Source organism: Pseudomonas sp. LBUM920, assembly GCF_003852315.1.
Lineage (GTDB): Bacteria > Pseudomonadota > Gammaproteobacteria > Pseudomonadales > Pseudomonadaceae > Aquipseudomonas.
This window is the reverse complement of sequence record NZ_CP027762.1, coordinates 3,446,903-3,463,225: the sequence shown is the minus strand read 5'-3', so window position 1 is coordinate 3,463,225 and position 16,323 is coordinate 3,446,903. Positions and strand designations below refer to the sequence as shown.

The 16,323-nt window shown below is 59.9% G+C and carries 21 protein-coding genes; all 21 read left to right on the top strand.

Translation table 11 applies throughout. The features are described from left to right. The first annotated feature begins 65 nt into the window (after positions 1-65). The gene (locus C4J83_RS16120) at positions 66-554 is read left to right on the top strand and encodes a hypothetical protein (RefSeq protein WP_124417589.1); all 489 of its coding nucleotides are present in this window, start codon (positions 66-68) and stop codon (positions 552-554) included. 259 nt (positions 555-813) lie between these two features. Further along, entirely contained in the window at positions 814-1,158 is a 345-nt protein-coding gene (locus tag C4J83_RS16115) for a phage holin family protein (protein WP_047541828.1), read from the top strand. Positions 1,159-1,195: 37 nt separating this feature from the next. Beyond that, positions 1,196-1,696, top strand: a complete 501-nt coding sequence (locus tag C4J83_RS16110) for a hypothetical protein (protein WP_124417588.1) — start codon at positions 1,196-1,198, stop codon at positions 1,694-1,696. 246 nt (positions 1,697-1,942) lie between these two features. Next, entirely contained in the window at positions 1,943-2,545 is a 603-nt protein-coding gene (locus C4J83_RS16105; protein ID WP_124417587.1) for a terminase small subunit, read from the top strand. 3 nt (positions 2,546-2,548) lie between these two features. Next, positions 2,549-4,573, top strand: a complete 2,025-nt coding sequence (locus C4J83_RS16100) for a phage terminase large subunit family protein (RefSeq protein ID WP_124417586.1) — start codon at positions 2,549-2,551, stop codon at positions 4,571-4,573. Between the two features lies 1 nt (position 4,574). After that, positions 4,575-4,781, top strand: a complete 207-nt coding sequence (locus C4J83_RS16095) for a phage head-tail joining protein (protein WP_124417585.1) — start codon at positions 4,575-4,577, stop codon at positions 4,779-4,781. Next, on the top strand, positions 4,781-6,262 hold the full coding sequence (locus C4J83_RS16090; protein WP_124417584.1) for a phage portal protein: 1,482 nt from the start codon (positions 4,781-4,783) through the stop codon (positions 6,260-6,262). The genes C4J83_RS16095 and C4J83_RS16090 overlap by 1 nt, the downstream gene beginning before the upstream one ends. Then, positions 6,259-7,395 carry a head maturation protease, ClpP-related gene (locus C4J83_RS16085; RefSeq protein WP_124417583.1) on the top strand — a complete coding sequence of 379 codons (1,137 nt, stop codon included), beginning with the start codon at positions 6,259-6,261 and terminating at the stop codon, positions 7,393-7,395. The genes C4J83_RS16090 and C4J83_RS16085 overlap by 4 nt, the downstream gene beginning before the upstream one ends. Beyond that, positions 7,392-7,730, top strand: coding sequence for a head decoration protein (locus C4J83_RS16080; protein ID WP_065929222.1), 339 nt, complete (start codon positions 7,392-7,394; stop codon positions 7,728-7,730). Before C4J83_RS16085 ends, C4J83_RS16080 begins: the two co-directional genes overlap by 4 nt. Positions 7,731-7,792: 62 nt before the next feature. Then, entirely contained in the window at positions 7,793-8,788 is a 996-nt protein-coding gene (locus C4J83_RS16075) for a major capsid protein (RefSeq protein ID WP_099489030.1), read from the top strand. Between the two features lie 2 nt (positions 8,789-8,790). Beyond that, entirely contained in the window at positions 8,791-9,111 is a 321-nt protein-coding gene (locus C4J83_RS16070; protein ID WP_124369982.1) for a head-tail joining protein, read from the top strand. Then, positions 9,108-9,773: a hypothetical protein gene (locus C4J83_RS16065; RefSeq protein WP_124417582.1), complete on the top strand. Its 666-nt coding sequence runs from the start codon at positions 9,108-9,110 to the stop codon at positions 9,771-9,773. Before C4J83_RS16070 ends, C4J83_RS16065 begins: the two co-directional genes overlap by 4 nt. Further along, positions 9,766-10,281, top strand: a complete 516-nt coding sequence (locus C4J83_RS16060; protein WP_124417581.1) for a hypothetical protein — start codon at positions 9,766-9,768, stop codon at positions 10,279-10,281. The genes C4J83_RS16065 and C4J83_RS16060 overlap by 8 nt, the downstream gene beginning before the upstream one ends. Before the next feature lie 29 nt (positions 10,282-10,310). Then, complete coding sequence (locus tag C4J83_RS16055) at positions 10,311-10,844, top strand: phage baseplate assembly protein V (RefSeq protein ID WP_124418879.1); 534 nt, start codon at positions 10,311-10,313, stop codon at positions 10,842-10,844. Between the two features lie 56 nt (positions 10,845-10,900). Next, positions 10,901-11,179, top strand: coding sequence for a hypothetical protein (locus C4J83_RS16050; protein ID WP_124417580.1), 279 nt, complete (start codon positions 10,901-10,903; stop codon positions 11,177-11,179). A gap of 5 nt (positions 11,180-11,184) precedes the next feature. After that, on the top strand, positions 11,185-11,511 hold the full coding sequence (locus tag C4J83_RS16045; protein WP_124417579.1) for a GPW/gp25 family protein: 327 nt from the start codon (positions 11,185-11,187) through the stop codon (positions 11,509-11,511). After that, entirely contained in the window at positions 11,508-12,389 is an 882-nt protein-coding gene (locus C4J83_RS16040) for a baseplate assembly protein (protein WP_124417578.1), read from the top strand. The genes C4J83_RS16045 and C4J83_RS16040 overlap by 4 nt, the downstream gene beginning before the upstream one ends. Before the next feature lies 1 nt (position 12,390). Then, the gene (locus C4J83_RS16035; protein WP_256660601.1) at positions 12,391-13,080 is read left to right on the top strand and encodes a phage tail protein I; all 690 of its coding nucleotides are present in this window, start codon (positions 12,391-12,393) and stop codon (positions 13,078-13,080) included. After that, complete coding sequence (locus C4J83_RS16030) at positions 13,077-14,618, top strand: phage tail protein (protein ID WP_124417577.1); 1,542 nt, start codon at positions 13,077-13,079, stop codon at positions 14,616-14,618. The genes C4J83_RS16035 and C4J83_RS16030 overlap by 4 nt, the downstream gene beginning before the upstream one ends. Then, positions 14,615-15,046, top strand: coding sequence for a phage tail protein (locus C4J83_RS16025; RefSeq protein ID WP_124417576.1), 432 nt, complete (start codon positions 14,615-14,617; stop codon positions 15,044-15,046). The genes C4J83_RS16030 and C4J83_RS16025 overlap by 4 nt, the downstream gene beginning before the upstream one ends. A gap of 104 nt (positions 15,047-15,150) precedes the next feature. Next, a complete protein-coding gene (locus C4J83_RS16020) occupies positions 15,151-16,317 on the top strand; it encodes a phage tail sheath subtilisin-like domain-containing protein (protein ID WP_124417575.1) in 1,167 nt (388 codons plus the stop codon). The last annotated feature ends 6 nt before the right edge of the window (positions 16,318-16,323 follow it).

Genomic DNA, 16,323 nt, shown 5'->3' with positions numbered 1-16,323 from the left:
GTTGGATTTGTGTGGGGTATAGCGTTTTTTGTGTCGGGTCCTGTTTTGGGTAGGGGAGCGGTGTGATGATCGAAGAAATTGAAGAGCTCATGCAGCATTGGGGTAACCAGTACAACCAAGTAGGTGATGGCGTTGGACTGGGCAGCCCCATGGCGACGATCATGGAGTGGGGCGGCTCTGCTCCTCGCGGAACCCCGGGATCTCGCGATCTTATGATGGCCTCCGGTGGTGGGATGGACCACGCTGCAATGGAGGTCGCGGCTGCCCTCGCGGAGCTGGAGCGGCAGTCCGAAAAAGGGGCGTTGCTCGCTAAACTGGCGCGTAATCGCTATCTGCCTCGGCCTGCGTGGTCGGTACGCTCTCAGTTGCCATTGTTGGGCTTGGGAGATGATGCGGATCGGACGTATAGGAACTGGGTCCACGCTTTGCATCAGCAGGTACAGGTGATCTTGACCGTGCGTAGTGCGCCAGGTCGTGCACGGAATATGCGCGTGAAATCGCCGGAAACTGATCTGACGCGAGCGTCAACAGTTGTCCGCATGAGATCTTGCTGACTGCCGCTCGTCTGGAGGGATTGCCTCAAAGCTGCGTCAAAGTGCGTCAAAGGTGCGTCGAGCGTATCGACCGAAAAACACCACTTTTCGGTTTTTCCGGAGCAGGGTAAAAAGCCCCCACGATATGGAATTTGCGCCTTGGCGCTCCCCGAGCACGTGCTGTGCACTCCGTCCTGGCGTTTGTCATGACACTGAAACCCTGCCACCCGGCGGGGTTTTCTTTTTTGTTTTCGGCACACTCCTTCACTTGAGGCACGACATGACAAATGAGCAGCAAGCGCTGGCAGAGATGCCGATCTGGTTAGTGATCGTTCTGGCCCTGGTCGGCGGTGTTTCGGGGGAGATGTGGCGAGCCGATAAGGACGGGGCGCGGGGCTGGGCATTGTTACGCCGCCTCGCGTTGCGATCCGGTGCCTGTATTGCCTGCGGTGTGACAGCGATGATGTTGATGATTGCCGCCGGCATGTCGATCTGGACGGCAGGCGCTTTGGGTTGCCTGACCGCGATGGCCGGCGCCGATGTCGCCATCGGCCTTTACGAACGCTGGGTCGCCAAGCGGCTGGGCGTCAGCGAAGTGTCCGCCGAATCGAATCGCTCTGAATAGCTCCCACCCCAGCCATTTATTAAGCAGGTCTTCAGAAATGAATGTATCCAGGCAGCAGCAGATGCTTGCAGGGCAATCTTCTATTGCTCAAAAAATCTTTGGTTATGTACCGATCCAAATGAGCTGGAGCGTTCCCGCTATCCACGCCGCCGTTCAGGCAGCAAAAGCCACTGGTGCCACAGCCCCTGCAATACGCCGTGCTCTTGGCGAGCTCAAAGACGCCGGTCTTATCCGCGAGCCAGTAGCCGGAAAGTTTCAGCGTGATGCCGCCACCCCAAAACCAAAGAAGGAGCAAGTCGTGACTCAGGTAGCCAAGCAGACCATTGTTTCGATCAAGAAGCCTGAGGGCGCATTGGATGTGCTGGCGGCACTGTCTGGTGAGGTGGTGAGTCTTTCGGAAGAGTTCAGCAAGCGCATGAAGGCGTTGGCTGGCCGTATTGAAGAGGTAGCCCTATCGGTTGAGGCTGAGCGCGAAAGTAATGCTGAAGCCATCGTCAAAGCCAGACGCCTGCAAGAGGCACTCCGGGAATTTGCGTAAGCTCTCGGTTTTGTGAACCCCGGACCTTCACGCGTGCTGGTGTCGACGAAGCGCCCCCGCCTGTGGGGAGCAGGGATGATGCACCGTTTCGGGGCGCCGAAAATCGCCGGGGACCCTGGAGGCATCCGAGGGACACGGGGCATGAAACCCGCGGGAAAGCGTTAGCGGATGGGCTGCCAGCTTACTGAAATTCAATCCATTGAAATTGAAAGGTTTCCATTGAAAAGCCGTTGAAAAGGAGGGCTTATGACGGATTCACTCTTTCTGTCTAAAAGCGCTTTCGCGGCTCGCATCGGCAGGACGCCGAGCTACATCACTTGGCTCAAAGGCAACAACCGCCTGGTGCTGTCGCCTGATGGCAAGATGGTTGACGTGCTGGCAACCGAAGCGCTAATCCTCGAAACCGCCGACCCCAGCAAGGCCGCCGTCGCTGCTCGACACCAGCAGGACCGGATCCAGCGCGACGTTTACAGCCAACTGTCCCCCCAGGTCGAGCCGACAAACACGGCTGCGCCGCAGCTGCCTATTGCTGTCGGCGCCAAGGGCCACGACTTCCAGAAGGCTCGCGCCATGCGCGAACACAACCTGGCGCAGTTGGCCGAGATCGAGCTGCACAAGGCGCAGGGCTCCCTGGTCGGCAGGGATGCAGTCGAGCTGGGCGCCTACAACGCCGGGCGCCATCTGCGGGATCAGTTGTTCGGCCTGCTGCCGCAGCTGTCGCACAAGCTCTCATCCATGAACGACCCCTGGGACATCGAAAAACACCTGGCGGCGACCCTGCGTAAAACACTGGAAGAGGCTGAACGCATGTCCTCATCTGACCTTGAACGTGCAATGACTTCGAGTTGACCTATGCACCCGGAAATCCCTGACGGTGAGAAGGTCTTCCGTGAGGCGTATTTCCGTGGGCTACGACCCGACCCCGACCTGTGGATCGACGAGTGGGCCGACGAGTACATGCGCATCCCGCGAGACACGGGCGCCCCTGAGCCTGGCCAGTACCGCACCGAGCGCACGCCGTACGCTCGCGAGCCCATGCGCTGCCTGTCGCCGGCTCACCCGTGTAGGCGCGTGATCACCATGGTGGCTTCGCAGCTGATGAAAACGCAGATTGCCTTGAACTGGATGGGCGGCCTGATTCACATGGCGCCGTCCAACATCCTGGCCCTGCTGCCCAGTCTGAGCCTGTCAAAGCGGGTCTCCGGGCGGATCAGCAAGACCATCAAGGCCACGCCGGAATTGGCGAAGCGCGTAGCGGCCAGCCGCTCGCGGGATGCGCGCAATACCATGGACACCAAGGAGTTCGAGGGCGGCGCCTTGTACGTCACCACGGCGGGCTCTGCGGCCAACCTGTCCGAGCTGTCTGCGCGCTACATCTACGGCGACGAGGTCGACCGGTGGGAAAACGATGTCGGTCAGGAAGGTGACCCCATCGTTCTGGCGGAAACGCGGGCGACCAACTTTGGCCGCAACGCCAAGATCTACTTCTCCAGCTCGCCGACGATCAAGGGCGCCTCGCGGATCTCGGACCTGTTCGAGTCCAGCGACCAGCGTTACTACTACGTACCATGTCCCACCTGCGGCCATATGCAGGTGCTGGAGTGGGAGCAGCTGCTCTACAGCAAGGACTACAGCACGGTTCACTATCAGTGTGCCGCGCCTGAGTGTGACGTCCTGATCGAGGAGCATCACAAAACCGACATGCTCGCTAGGGGCGAATGGCGTGCCCATGGCAGCGGCGACGGCAAGACTGTTGGTTTCCACCTCAACGCGCTTTATTCGCCGATTGGTTGGAAGGACTGGGCCTCGCTTGCTGAGGAGTTCGAAGACGCCAAGAAGGCCCAGGCTAAGGGCGACATGGGCCTAATGCAGGTGTTCTACAACACACGTCTAGCCAAGGTTTGGGACAGCGCGCAAGAGCAGACTAAGGCCGAAGTGCTGGTCGCTCGGGCACGGCTGGAGACTTACACCCTCGGCAGCATGCCGCTGGGTGTGCTGATGCTGACCGGTGCCGTCGACGTCCAGGCCAACCGCCTGGAGCTGATGGTGATGGGCTTCGGGGTCGGCATGGAACGCTGGGTGGTCGATCACCAGGTGATCTGGGGCGACCCTGCCGATGAGCGTACCTGGGCGGTGTTGGACGAAAAGCTCAAGGCCCGGTATCGACACCCGTGCGGTGTCGGACTGGCGATTCTGGCGACAGCTGTCGACTCCGGTGGCCATCATACGGATGAGGTTTACCAGTTCTGCCGCTCGCGCCGCTGGCGAAACATCTTCGCCATCAAGGGTGCTAGCAAGCCCGGTAAGCCCGTGATTGCCCAGCGGCCGTCAATGCAGGATGTCACCTGGAAAGGCCAGACTGAACGCAACGGTGTCGAACTGTGGTTTGTTGGTACCGACACGGCCAAAGACTGGATCTACAACCGGTATCCGTTCGAGGAGGGCCCCGGCTCGCTGCACTTTGCCAACGACCTACCGGACGAATTCTTCGCTCAATGCGTGGCCGAGCGCAAGGTCGCCCGGTACGTCAAAGGCTACAAGCGTATCGAGTGGGTAAAGGGCAAGGCCGAGCGCAACGAAGCGCTCGACCTGATGGTGTACTGCCTGGCGATGGCGCATTACCTGGGCATCAACCGCTACCAGGAACACGACTGGGAGCGGGTACGCCAAGCGCTGGCTCAGTCCGGTTTGTTCGACGATGTGTTGGGCGTCAAGCCCGTACAAGGCGAGCGCGTCGACGCTGACGAAACACCAGCACCGGTTGCGGCGCGTCAGTCGCTACCTGCACCGCCACCTGCAGCACCTGTGGCCCAACCGCGACCCGCTGCACCCCCACAACGCCGCAGCTCCACCAGCGGTTACCTGAAGAGACGCTGATATGTCGTTTACCCCGAAGCACCTCGAAGCCATCGAGCGCGCCATTGCACGCGGTGAAAAGACCGTGCGCTACAGCGACCGCACGGTGGAATACCGCTCCATCGACGAACTGCTCAAGGCTCGCGACGAGATCCGCACATCGCTGAGTCAAGCCGCCGGACCGCGCTCTCGCGTAGTCAGGCTCTACCACGGAGGCAAGGGAATCTAATGGCCCGACATTATCCGACGCTGACCCGTAACGGATTCTTGCTGCCGTCGAACATCAAGGCCAGTTACGAAGGCGCCGGTGAGGGCCGACGTTCGGCCAGTTGGGAAGCCACTGACAACGGCATCAACAGCATCAACACCCCGGCCCTGCGCAACCTGCGTGCGCGTTCGCGGGCGGCGGTGCGCAATGACCCGTACGCGTTCAACGTCATCGACAAACGCGTCAGCAACCTGATCGGTACCGGCATCACGCCCAGGCCGACCACGGACGACGCCGAGCTGCGCAAGCTCAAGCAGCAGCTGTGGGATGACTGGGTGGATGAGGCGGATGCCGATGAGCTGACCGACTTCTACGGCATGCAGGCTCTGGTGGCGCGCACCGTTGAAACGGCCGGTGAATGCTTTGTGCGGTTGCGACCACGCAGCCCCAGTGAGGGCTTGGCGGTGCCGCTGCAGCTGCAGGCGCTGGCGCCTGAGTTTGTCCCCCATGACAAGTTCGAGACCGCCAAAAACGGCAACGTGATCCGCGCCGGTATCGAGTTCAACCCGGCCGGTAAGCGTGTGGCGTATTGGATGTACCTCTCACACCCACGCGACTCGTCGTCACTGAACGTTGGTTACAACCAGTTGGTTCGCGTACCGGCAACACAGGTGCTGCATATCTTCGAACCGATGGAGCCCGGGCAGTTGCGCGGCGTCCCACGGTTGGCCCCGGTGCTGAAGCGCCTGCGCAGCCTCGACAATTACGACGACGCGGTGCTGTTCCGGCAGGAAGTGGCGAACCTGTTCGCGGGCTTCATCAAGCGCCCGGCACCGGAGGCTACGCAGCAGCCTCGCGATCCAGTTACTGGCATGCCATTGAACGTTGACCGCGACGGCTTCACGCCGATGGTCGCCTTGGAGCCCGGCACCATGCAGGAGCTGGGGCCAGGTGAAGAGGTGGAGTTCTCCAAACCACCGGATGCCGGCAACAACTACCCGGACTTCATGCGGCAGCAGTTGATGGCGGCGGCGGCGGGTTCGGGCACCCCGTACGAGATCCTTACCGGCGACATGCGCGAGGTCAACGACCGGGCACTCCGGGTAGTGCTCAACGAGTTCCGGCGGCGTCTGGAGCAACTGCAGTTCGGCGTGTATGTGCACCAGTTGTGTCGCCCCGTGCGTGCCGCCTGGATGGACATGGCGGTGCTGTCCGGTGCCCTGGCGCTACCGGACTACGCGCAACGTCGACGCGAATATCTGCGCACGCGTTGGGTGCCGCAGGGCTGGGCCTACATCCAGCCGGTGCAGGACGTTCAGGCGCGTCGGATGGAAGTGCAGGCGGGCTTTGGCTCGCGCAGCGAGATGTGTCTGCGCAACGGCTACGACGCGGAAACCATCGACGCGGAAAACGCCGCTGACCTCGCCCGTTCCACTGACCTCGGCCTCAACTACACCACGCTTGATGCCATCGAGACGAATGACGACAAGGAACAATCATGAGTAAAAAAGCCAAGCTCCGCGTCTTTGACAAGGCGGGCAAGCAGGTCAAGGTCGCCGACAAAAGCTGGTACACCCTTCAGGCTAGCGGCGAAGCCGAGCAACGCAGCATCGAAATCTTCGTGTATGGCGAGATCGGCGCCTGGGGCGTCACCGCCAATCAGTTCGTGCAGGATCTGCGCGCCATGGATGACGGCGCGTCACCGGTGATTGTTGCCTTTAACAGCATCGGCGGGGACTTGTTCGACGGCCTGGCGATCCACAACGCGCTGTCGCGCCTGGGCGAGCGCTGCACGGGTCGCATTGATGCCCTGGCGGCGAGCGCTGCCAGTGTCGCAGTGTGCGGCGCTCACCGAGTGGTGATCGCGGCCAATGCCATGTTGATGATCCACAACCCCTACACCTTTACCGGTGGTGATGCCGAAGACTTCCGCCGTGTCGCGGATGTGCTGGACCAGACCCTGGAAGCGATCATCGCTGCTTACAAGGCCAAGGCGCCTGACATCGACGAAGCCGAGCTGCGACGCATGGTCAATGCTGAAACCTGGCTTACGGCCAACGAGGCGGTGGCACTGGGTCTGGCTGATGAGGTGGGCGACGGCTTGAAGGTCAGTGCCTGTCTCGGCCAGGGCAGTGTGCTGCAGCGCTTCCAGCATGCCCCGGCCGAACTGCTCGCCCAGCTTGATGAAGAGCCGGAAGTGGAGCTGCCTGAGCTTGTCGATCCACCGGCACCTGTACTGGATGCGGCCGGGTTAGCGCTGATGGTCACCAAGGGGTGTGCGGCGGCCGGCATCAGTAACCTGGTAGATCCGATACTCGCTGCGACGAAGTTGGAAAGCGAAGCCGTGATCCAAGCCGCGCTGACCAATGCCAAAGCCCTGCACGGCCTGTGTGTCGCGGCACGCTTGCCCGAGCTGACCGGCGAATTCATCGCTGCCGGCCTGGACGAAGCCGCCGTCAGGGCGCGGTTGTTCGACAAGCTGGTGAGCAGCGGCGGTGGCTTTGAAATCAACAATAGCCTGCCGCTGGACGATGACCCAGCCGCAACGATCAAGGCCAAACAGGTCGACACCCACTCAATCTGGGCCACCCGTCAGGCGGCACAGAACGGAACCTCGAAAGGAGCAAGAGCATGAAAATTGAATCGATGCACGCGGGCGAGTTCCTGCTGTCCGAAGGCGCTGGCAACATCTCCCGCGAAGCGATCAACGTCGCCGCCGGTGCCGCCTTGGAGCCTGGTCAGATCCTCGGCCTGGTCACACTCACCGGCGAGTTCGCCCCGTATAAGCCGACCGCCGAAGACGGCACCGAAAACGCCATCGCGATCCTCTATGGGCCACTGGGCGAATCGGATGTGCCACGTCGTGGCCGCGCCATCGTGCGGCTGGCCGAGGTCAGCGAGGCACATTTGACCGGCCTTGATCCTGCTGCTGAAAAGGCCCTGGCTACCCACTTCGTGATCGTCCGCTAAGACGTTCACCCCCTTTTATTCATCCCGCTGCGTGCGGGATTTTTTGTTTCTGGAGAGTACCCATGGCCGATATCGCCATTTTTGAAGACGATGCATTCAGCGTTTCCTCGCTGACCGCTGCAATCAATGACCAGGAATACCTGCCAGGTCGTATCAGCAGCCTGGGACTGTTTCGCGAAGAAGGCATCAGCACGCTGACCGTGCAGATCGAGAAGGACGGCGACACCCTGGCGCTGGTGCCAGCGGGCGAGCGCGGTACCTCAGGCTTGGTGGTTGGCGGTACCAAGCGTCAACTGATCCCGTTCAACACCGTCCACCTGCCGGAACGCTTCACCATCAAGGCCGACGAGATCCAAGGCATCCGCGCCTTCGGTACCCGCAGTGAGTTGCAGGCCGTGCAGGACGTCGTCAACAAGCGCCTGGCGAAAGCGCGCCGCCAGTTGGATGCCACCCACGAGTTCCAGCGCATGGGCGCGCTGAACGGACAGGTACTGGACGCCGATGGCAAGACGGTCCTGTTGGACATCTATAAATCGTTCGGCGTGAATCGCCAGAAGCTTCAGATGGGCTTGAACAGTCCAGACACCGAGCTGCGGGTTAAATGCGGCGAAGCGTTGGACATGCAGGAGGAAGCCCTCGGCAGCGTCACCAGCAGCGGCTCCCGCGCGATGTGCGGCAAGAACTTCTGGAACAAGCTCATCGTGCATAAGTCGGTCAAGGAGACCTACCTCAACACCATGCAGGCCGCGTCCCTGCGTGGCGATGCCCGTGAAAGCTTCGAGTTCGGCGGGATCGTCTGGGAGCGTTATCGCGGCAAGGTGGCCGGTGTTGCTTTCGTCCACGACGACAAGGCGCTGCTGATTCCCGAAGGTGTGCCGGATCTTTACATCTCTTCCTTCGCGCCGGCCGACTATATGGAAACGGTCAACACCCAGGGCATTCCGTACTACAGCAAGATCGAGCCGCTGCCGTTCAACAAGGGTGTCGCCGGTGAAGCCCAGTCCAACCCGCTGCACCTTTGCACTCGGCCCCGCGCGCAGATCCTGCTGGAGATGTGATCGTGGCCTTCCGCGATCTGATCGACGACATCGACGAAGTGGTATTCGAAACACTGGGCGATAGCGCGCGGATCGAAGGCCGTGAAGAGCCGGTGCTTGGTATGTTTGCCGCGCCCTGGTTGCAGCCCAAGCTCGGCAAGCTGAACACCGGCTTGCGCGAGCCTCGGTTTGAGATCCGCGTCAGCGATTCGGAAGGCTTGAAGCGCGGGCTATTGGTTAGCGTCGATTTGCCTGCTTTGGACGGCGGCGGCGATTACGACCTGCTGCAGCTGGAGCCGAGCGGCGACGGTCTGGTCGCCTTGATTCTGAGGTTACGCCCATGAGCATCGGTAGCCATTACAAACCCTCGGCTGGCGGCGGCATGATCTCCATCCAGTCGTCCGCCGCAGACCTGCAGGCGTTTCAGGACTTTGCCAAGTTGGTGCCCAAGGCAGCTGCGACTGCTCATCGTCGAGCCATCAACAAGACGCTCGGGTGGTTGCGCACGCACATCGCCCGGGCGGTCAGTCGGCAAGAGCGCATCGCTGTTGCGGCGGTGCGTCAACGGTTGCGCAGTTACCCGGTGTCCGGCAGGGCTTCAAGCGGCAAGCTGTGGTTCGGTCTGAACGCTATCGAGTCCAGCCGGATCGGCCGCGCGCGGCAGACTGGGAGCGGTGTATCGGTGGCGGGGCGGCGTTATCAAGGCGCGTTCCTCAAGAAGGTCTACGGCAACAAACCAGATATTTGGATTCGCACCGCGAGCAAACATTTTAATGCTGATGATTATCCTGGCAGCACGGTGTCACCTGGTCGCGGGGCGAGTTCTGGATGGGTCGCGGAAAATGGCAATCGCTTTCCGTTAGCCAAGGCCAAAGTGTCACTGGAGCAAGCCCGTCCCCATTTTGAAAGCTGGGTACAAAAGGCCGATGAACGTTTGCTGGAGATCCTGAAACAAGAGCTCAACTACGAGCTGCAGAAATACCTCAAGAGGATCGGTAATGGCTGACGAACCTTTTTGCCTGGATCAGCTTTATCAGGCGATAGAGCAACACCTGTCGAGTCACCTGAACGGGGTTCAGGCCGTAACTGCCTGGCCGAACATCGAAGACCGTATCGCGTTGCCGGCTGTGTTTCTGGAGCTGGCTGAGATTGAGCCGGGTACCGACATCGGCACGGGTGAAGCCGTGTTGGTGTGCAAGTTCGAGGCACGCATCATTGTTGACCCGATTCATCCCCGACATCAGCAACAGGCGGTGCAGTTGGCTACTCAGCTCGCCGTTCTACTGCGCGCACAGACCTGGGGGTTGGCGGTCGAGCCAGCGGAGTTCGTCCAGGCCTCACAGGATTGGACACAGCCAGCGCTCGATGGGTACACCGTATGGCTGGTGGAGTGGACGCAGCAAGTGTATGTCGGTCCCGAGGAATGGCCTTGGCCTGACCAGCCGCCGGGCATGCTGTTATTCGGTTTCAACAACGACGTCAAAGAGGACTTTGTTCCTGCGGAGGACTTGTGAGCGGATACGCCACTGCCCAGCACGACCGGATGCTGGCGGGGGTAGTGAAGGAATGCTTCGTAGTGGCGGTCGATCTGGCCGCCTCCCCGCCGGTTTGTCGGGTTTCAGATGGCGAGTGGGTTAGCGCATGGGTGCGCTGGCACAGCATCGCCGCCGGCAAGGCCAGGCACTGGCGGGCACCCTCCATGGGGGAGCAGGGGACTTTGATAAGTGCCAGCGGTGACGTGGCCCAAGGCACTTTCATACCCGGCCTGTATGGCAATGCAGGCCCACCACCGGATAACCGCGATCATGTAGAAGTCTGGCGTTTTGACGATGGCGGCTCGCTGATCTACGACTGGCAGGCCAAGAGCTACAGCATCACCCTGCCGAGCGGTACGGTGACTATCAGAGTCGCCAGTACAGAGGCAGTCATCACGGACAGCGCCGTGAACGTGACCACCGGCAACATCAATCTGAAAGCAGCGGTGCTGATCGACGGTGCATTGCACGTTACAAAGGGCATCACTAGTGCTGGCGCGATCATTGACGCCGGTGGCAACAGCAACCACCACACACATTAATTTCAACTCACAACAGCCCGCCCAGTGCGGGCTTTTTCACATCTGGAGTCTGCCTTATGAGTAAGCCTAGAACTGATGGCGATCTGTCCGGGTCTGTCGAAGCGGTTGCGGCCTCGGGATTGAAGCCCGCACTGCTTGGTCCACCCGTGAATGCTGACACGGTGGCGTCCATCGTTCCCGCACGCGTATTTCGCGACAAGGTTTTCACCTCGCGCACACTGATCCTTCCCAGCGGCGAGGCGCTTCCTGTGATTGCAGGTCGCGTCACCGCATGTGGCGATGATCAATTTGCGTTCTTGAAAGCGCATCCAGATCTGGAGCAAGTCAAGGAGTAATCACAATGATCGGAATGGACCGCCACACCGGCCAGCCCATCTCCGGCATCGCGCATTTACGCCAATCAGTTCCAGACATCTTGGGCACCCCGTTGGGCAGCCGCCGGCATCGGCCGGAATACGGCAGCATGCTACGGCGGTTCGTTGACTTGCCCGTTAATGAGGGCTGGAAAAGCGCCGTACAGGCGGAAGTCGCCCGCGCCCTAGGGCGCTGGGAGCCGCGGTTAAAAATGGACCAGGTGCGCGTCATTTCCGTGATCGGCGGGCAAATCAATCTGAAGCTCGTCGGCCAGTATCTTGGCGATGCCGTCACGCTGGAGGTGGCCGTATGAGTACCGTAGATCTTTCGTCGTTGCCGGCGCCGACGGTGTTGGAGCCGCTGGACTTCGAAGAGGTGTACCAGGAGGCATTGGGAGTTTTTCGCGGCTACATGGGCGGTAACTGGACCGCCGCGCTGGAAAGTGATCCGGTGGTCAAGGTGTTGGAAGTCGGCGCTTACATCAAGGTTGGTAATCGCGCACGGGTCAATGATGCCGGCAAGGCGGTGCTGCTGGCGCACGCCGTACGCGGCGACCTTGATCACTTGGGGGCCAACGTCAATCTGAAGCGCCTGGTCATCCAAGCCGAAGATCTGCTGGCGGTGCCACCGGTGCCGGAGGTCAAAGAGGATGACGATCCGTTTCGGGAGCGCATTCAATTGGCCTATGAGGGCCTGACCACCGCTGGGCCGCGTAACAGCTACATCCTGCACGCCCGAAACGCATCTGGGTTGGTGGCAGATGCTACGGCCGAAAGCCCAGCGCCTTGCTACGTGACGGTAACGGTGTTGGGCCTCGACGGGGAGGGCGTGGCTTCGCCAGCATTGCTGGCTACGGTATCTGCCGCGCTGAATGACGAAAACGTGCGGCCGGTGGGAGATCGAGTGACGGTGCAAAGCGCCCAGGTGATCCGCTATCAAATTAACGCGATTCTGCACATGGCCAGTGCTGGCCCTGAAGCCGACGCCAGTTTGGTAGAGGCGAAAGCTCGATTGGCTGCCTGGATCAATCCGCGCAAGCGGCTGGGCGTCGAGGTGGCGCGATCCGGCGTAGACGCTCAGTTGCACGTTGCCGGCGTTTCTCGGGTGGAGTTGATCGGCTGGCAGGATCTGGCGCCCACCAAGGCTCAGGCGGCGTTTTGTACGGGCTACACCGTGACTCTGGCGGGTTGATATGAAAAGCCTACTGCCGATCAACAGCACGCAATTCGAACGGGCCATGGAGGCTACGTTTTTTGAGAAAACGATTGTCCCGCTCCGTGACCTCTACAACGCCGATACTTGCCCGGTGCATTTGCTGCCGCACCTGGCTTGGGCGTGGTCAGTGGATCGCTGGGATTACCGATGGACTGAAGCGACAAAACGCGCCGCGATCAAGGCGTCTTACTACATCCATGCTCACAAAGGCACCATCGGTGCGTTGCGCCGAGTAGTCGAGCCCTTGGGCTACCTGATCGAGATTGTCGAGTGGTTCAAGATGGTGCCGGAAGGCATCCCGGGCACGTTTGCGCTGAAGGTTGGCGTTCTCGACACTGGCATCACTGAGGAAATGTATCAGGAGCTGGAGCGACTGATTGATGACGCCAAGCCCGTCAGCCGTCACTTGACAGGGCTCGCTATCAGCCTTGAAACCACCGGTGTGTCGAACATGTTCGCCAGCGTTTATGAAGGCGATGAAATCGACGTATATCCCCCCGTCCTGCGCGACATCAGCACCACTGGCGTGATTGGCAGTACCGGCCGTGAGCACTCTATCGACACAGTTAGCGTTTATCCGCCGATCACCGGCGTCATCGACCTTGCCTGCTACATCGGCGCAGCCGGGCGGGAACATTCCATTGACACACTGGACATCTACCCATGATCGATTCCAACTCGCAGTTTTTTGCGCTTCTTACCGCGACCGGTGAGGCCAAACAGGCCAATGCCGACGCGCTGGGCATTCCCTGGAAACTCACCGAACTGGGTGTGGGCGATGCCAACGGCACCGATCCTATCCCTGACCGTACACAAAAAAAACTGATCAATGAACGGCGCCGGCGGCCACTGAACAAGCTTTCAGTTGACCCGTCAAACCCCAATATCATCGTGGCCGAACAAATCATCCCAGCCGACGAAGGCGGTTGGTGGATTCGAGAGATGGGTCTGTACGACTCCGATGGAGCCCTGGTAGCTGTCGCAAATTGCCCGGCCACCTACAAACCATTGATGTCTCAAGGGTCTGGTCGCACTCAAGTTATTCGCATGAACTTCATTGTCTCCAGCGCCGCGAATGTCGTCCTGAAGATTGACCCGGACGTGGTGCTGGCAACAAGGCAGTATGTCGATGATTCGGTGGTCGACGGGATCAACAGGCAAGACGTGAAGCAATCAGTACTGGTGGCAACGACTGGGCCGATCCAGCTGGCTGGTGCACAAACGATTGACGGTGTGGCAGTGCCGCTTGGCTCGCGGGTGTTGGTCAAGGACCAGGCGCAGGCAAAAGATAACGGGATCTACCTCACAGCGGAGATTTGGAAGCGCACCAGCGATGCAGATACCAGCGTCAAGGTCACCCCGGGCTTGTTGGTTGCCGCCGAGCAGGGCGCGGTGAATGCCGATACGTTGTGGTTGCTGTCGACCGACGGGGCGATTGTCCTGGGAACCACGGGACTGAATTTCAAAAATATTACGCAAGGTCTCGCGCCGATCAGTTCGCCGGCGTTTCTGGATAAGCCCACAGCTCCAACAGCCCCTCTGTTTGACAGCGGTAAAACGCTGGCTAATACAGAATTTGTGCAGCGGGCGCTCGGTAACCTGAGTGGTATCAGGATCTATGAAATCACCGCCAGCATGGCCGCATCAGATTTTGGTCGTCTTGTTCTGGCGAATTCTGGGTCTGCAATCTCATTGACTCTTCCTCCAATTGGCAACGTGCCAATTGGAGCGACGATCCACATCAGAAACGTCGGTGGGGCTCCGTTAACAGTAGTGCCACCCGCTGGTGGAACTATGTCCGCCGTTGCCACGCGCACGCTGCCGAGCGTTGTGGTCAACGTCGGCGGGTCTCTTGACGTAACCGTGCAAGGCTCCAATTACTTCATGGCCGGTTCGGCGTCTTTGAAGCACATCGCCGACTTTGCCGAATCGACAGGTCATCAAAAGTTGCCTGGTGGGGATGTTGAACAATGGGGTCTTTATGTTTCGGCTCCATCAGGTTCTGACACGGTAATCCCGCTGCCCTACGCGCTTTCGGCGGTGCCTACAGATATTCAGCTGACGTTCGCCGATTTTACTAGCGGTCAAAGAGTTGGTGAATATCCGGTATTGCAAGCGAGAAATAGCACGCTCGGGAGCATCACCGTTCGAAATCTCTATAGCGCTAACGCCTCATTTTTCTGGCGAGTCAGGGGTAAAGCATGACTGTCTTTTATAGTCCTGAAACAGGCTTCTTCTACGACGATCAGGTATGCACGTTTATCCCTGCTGATGCGCGGGAGTTCTCCGCCGAAGCCAGGGACGAGCTGTTGGCTCAAGTCAGTCATGGAAAGCGTTTGGTTTGTGGGCCGGATAAATGGCCTGTTGTGGTAGACGCCCCGGAGCAGACAGACGAACAGTTGGCCGAAGTCGAGCGGTATTGGCGCTCGGTTCAGTTGACGTCTACAGACGGCGTAGTGACCCGGCATCGTGATGAGATTGAAGACGGGTCGCCAACCTCGCTTACACCGGAGCAATACGCCGAGTTGCAAGCATATCGGCGCTTACTCCGTAACTGGCCTGAAGCTGGTGAGTTCCCTTTGAGCGAACATCGCCCTACGGCCCCTGACTGGCTCTTGTCGCTGCAGCAGTAAACGTCCCGCACTGACGGGGCGTTTTCTTTTCCACTACACGTAACACGTACATCCCTAACGGCCTCGCTCATGCGGGGCTTTTTCGTTTCTGGAGATCGAGCTTTATGAGTTTCTTTCATGGCGTTACCACGACCGACATCAAGACTGGCGCACGCACTATTTCGTTGCCGTCTTCTTCCATTATCGGATTGTGCGACACCTTCAACCCGGGCGTGCTTGGCGGCGGTACTGCCAAGGCAGGCGAGTTGAAGCTGATCACCTCTGAGCGCGAAGCCATTGCCGCTTTCGGTGAAAATTCGGCAATCACCAAGGCCTGTAAAGCAATCTACACCAAGGCCAAGGCGGTGATTGTCGCCATCGGCGTACCGAAGCTTGAGGACGCGGCGCTGCAAACCTCGGCGATTATTGGCGGCGTCTTGGCATCTGGTCAGCGGACCGGCCTGCAGGCGTTGCTGGATGGTAAAAGCCTGTTCAACGCGCAGCCACGATTGTTGATCGCGCCGGGACATACCGCCACACAAGCAGTGGCTACAGCACTCGATAGCCTGGCGCAGAAGCTGCGGGCTATCGGCATTCTCGATGGTCCTGGCACCACGGATGAGGCAGCGATGCTCTACGCCGATAACTTTGGCAGTCGCAATCTGTTCATGGTTGACCCGGGCGTTCAGTACTGGGACACCGAACTCAGCAAGACTGTTGATGCGCCGGCGTCGGCCTGGGCGGCGGGCTTGTTCGCCTGGACTGATGCTGAATATGGCTTCTGGGCCTCGCCGTCGAACAAAGAGTTCTCGGGTATCACCGGCACGACTCGGGCGGTTGAGTACCTGGACGGTGACGAGACTTGCCGCGCCAACCTGCTGAACAACGCCAATATCGCGACGATCATCCGCGATGACGGCTACCGCTTGTGGGGCAACCGCACGCTTTCGAGTGATCCGAAGTGGGCATTCGTCACTCGCGTTCGCACGCTGTTCATCCTTATGGACGCGGTGCAGGCAGGCCACAAGTGGGCTGTAGACCGCTCGATCACCAAGACTTACGTCAAGGATGTGACTGACGGCTTAGACGCCTTCATGCGCGACCTGAAGGCCCAGGGCGCGATTATCAATTTTGAGGTGTATCCGGACACCGAGCTGAACACCGCCAGCCAGATTTCCCAGGGCAAAGTTTACTGGCGCATCCGTTTCACCGACGTGCCGCCGGCAGAAAACCCGAATTTCCTTTTCGAAGTCACCGATCAGTGGATGACCGAAGTTCTCGAAGCAGCCTAAGGGGCC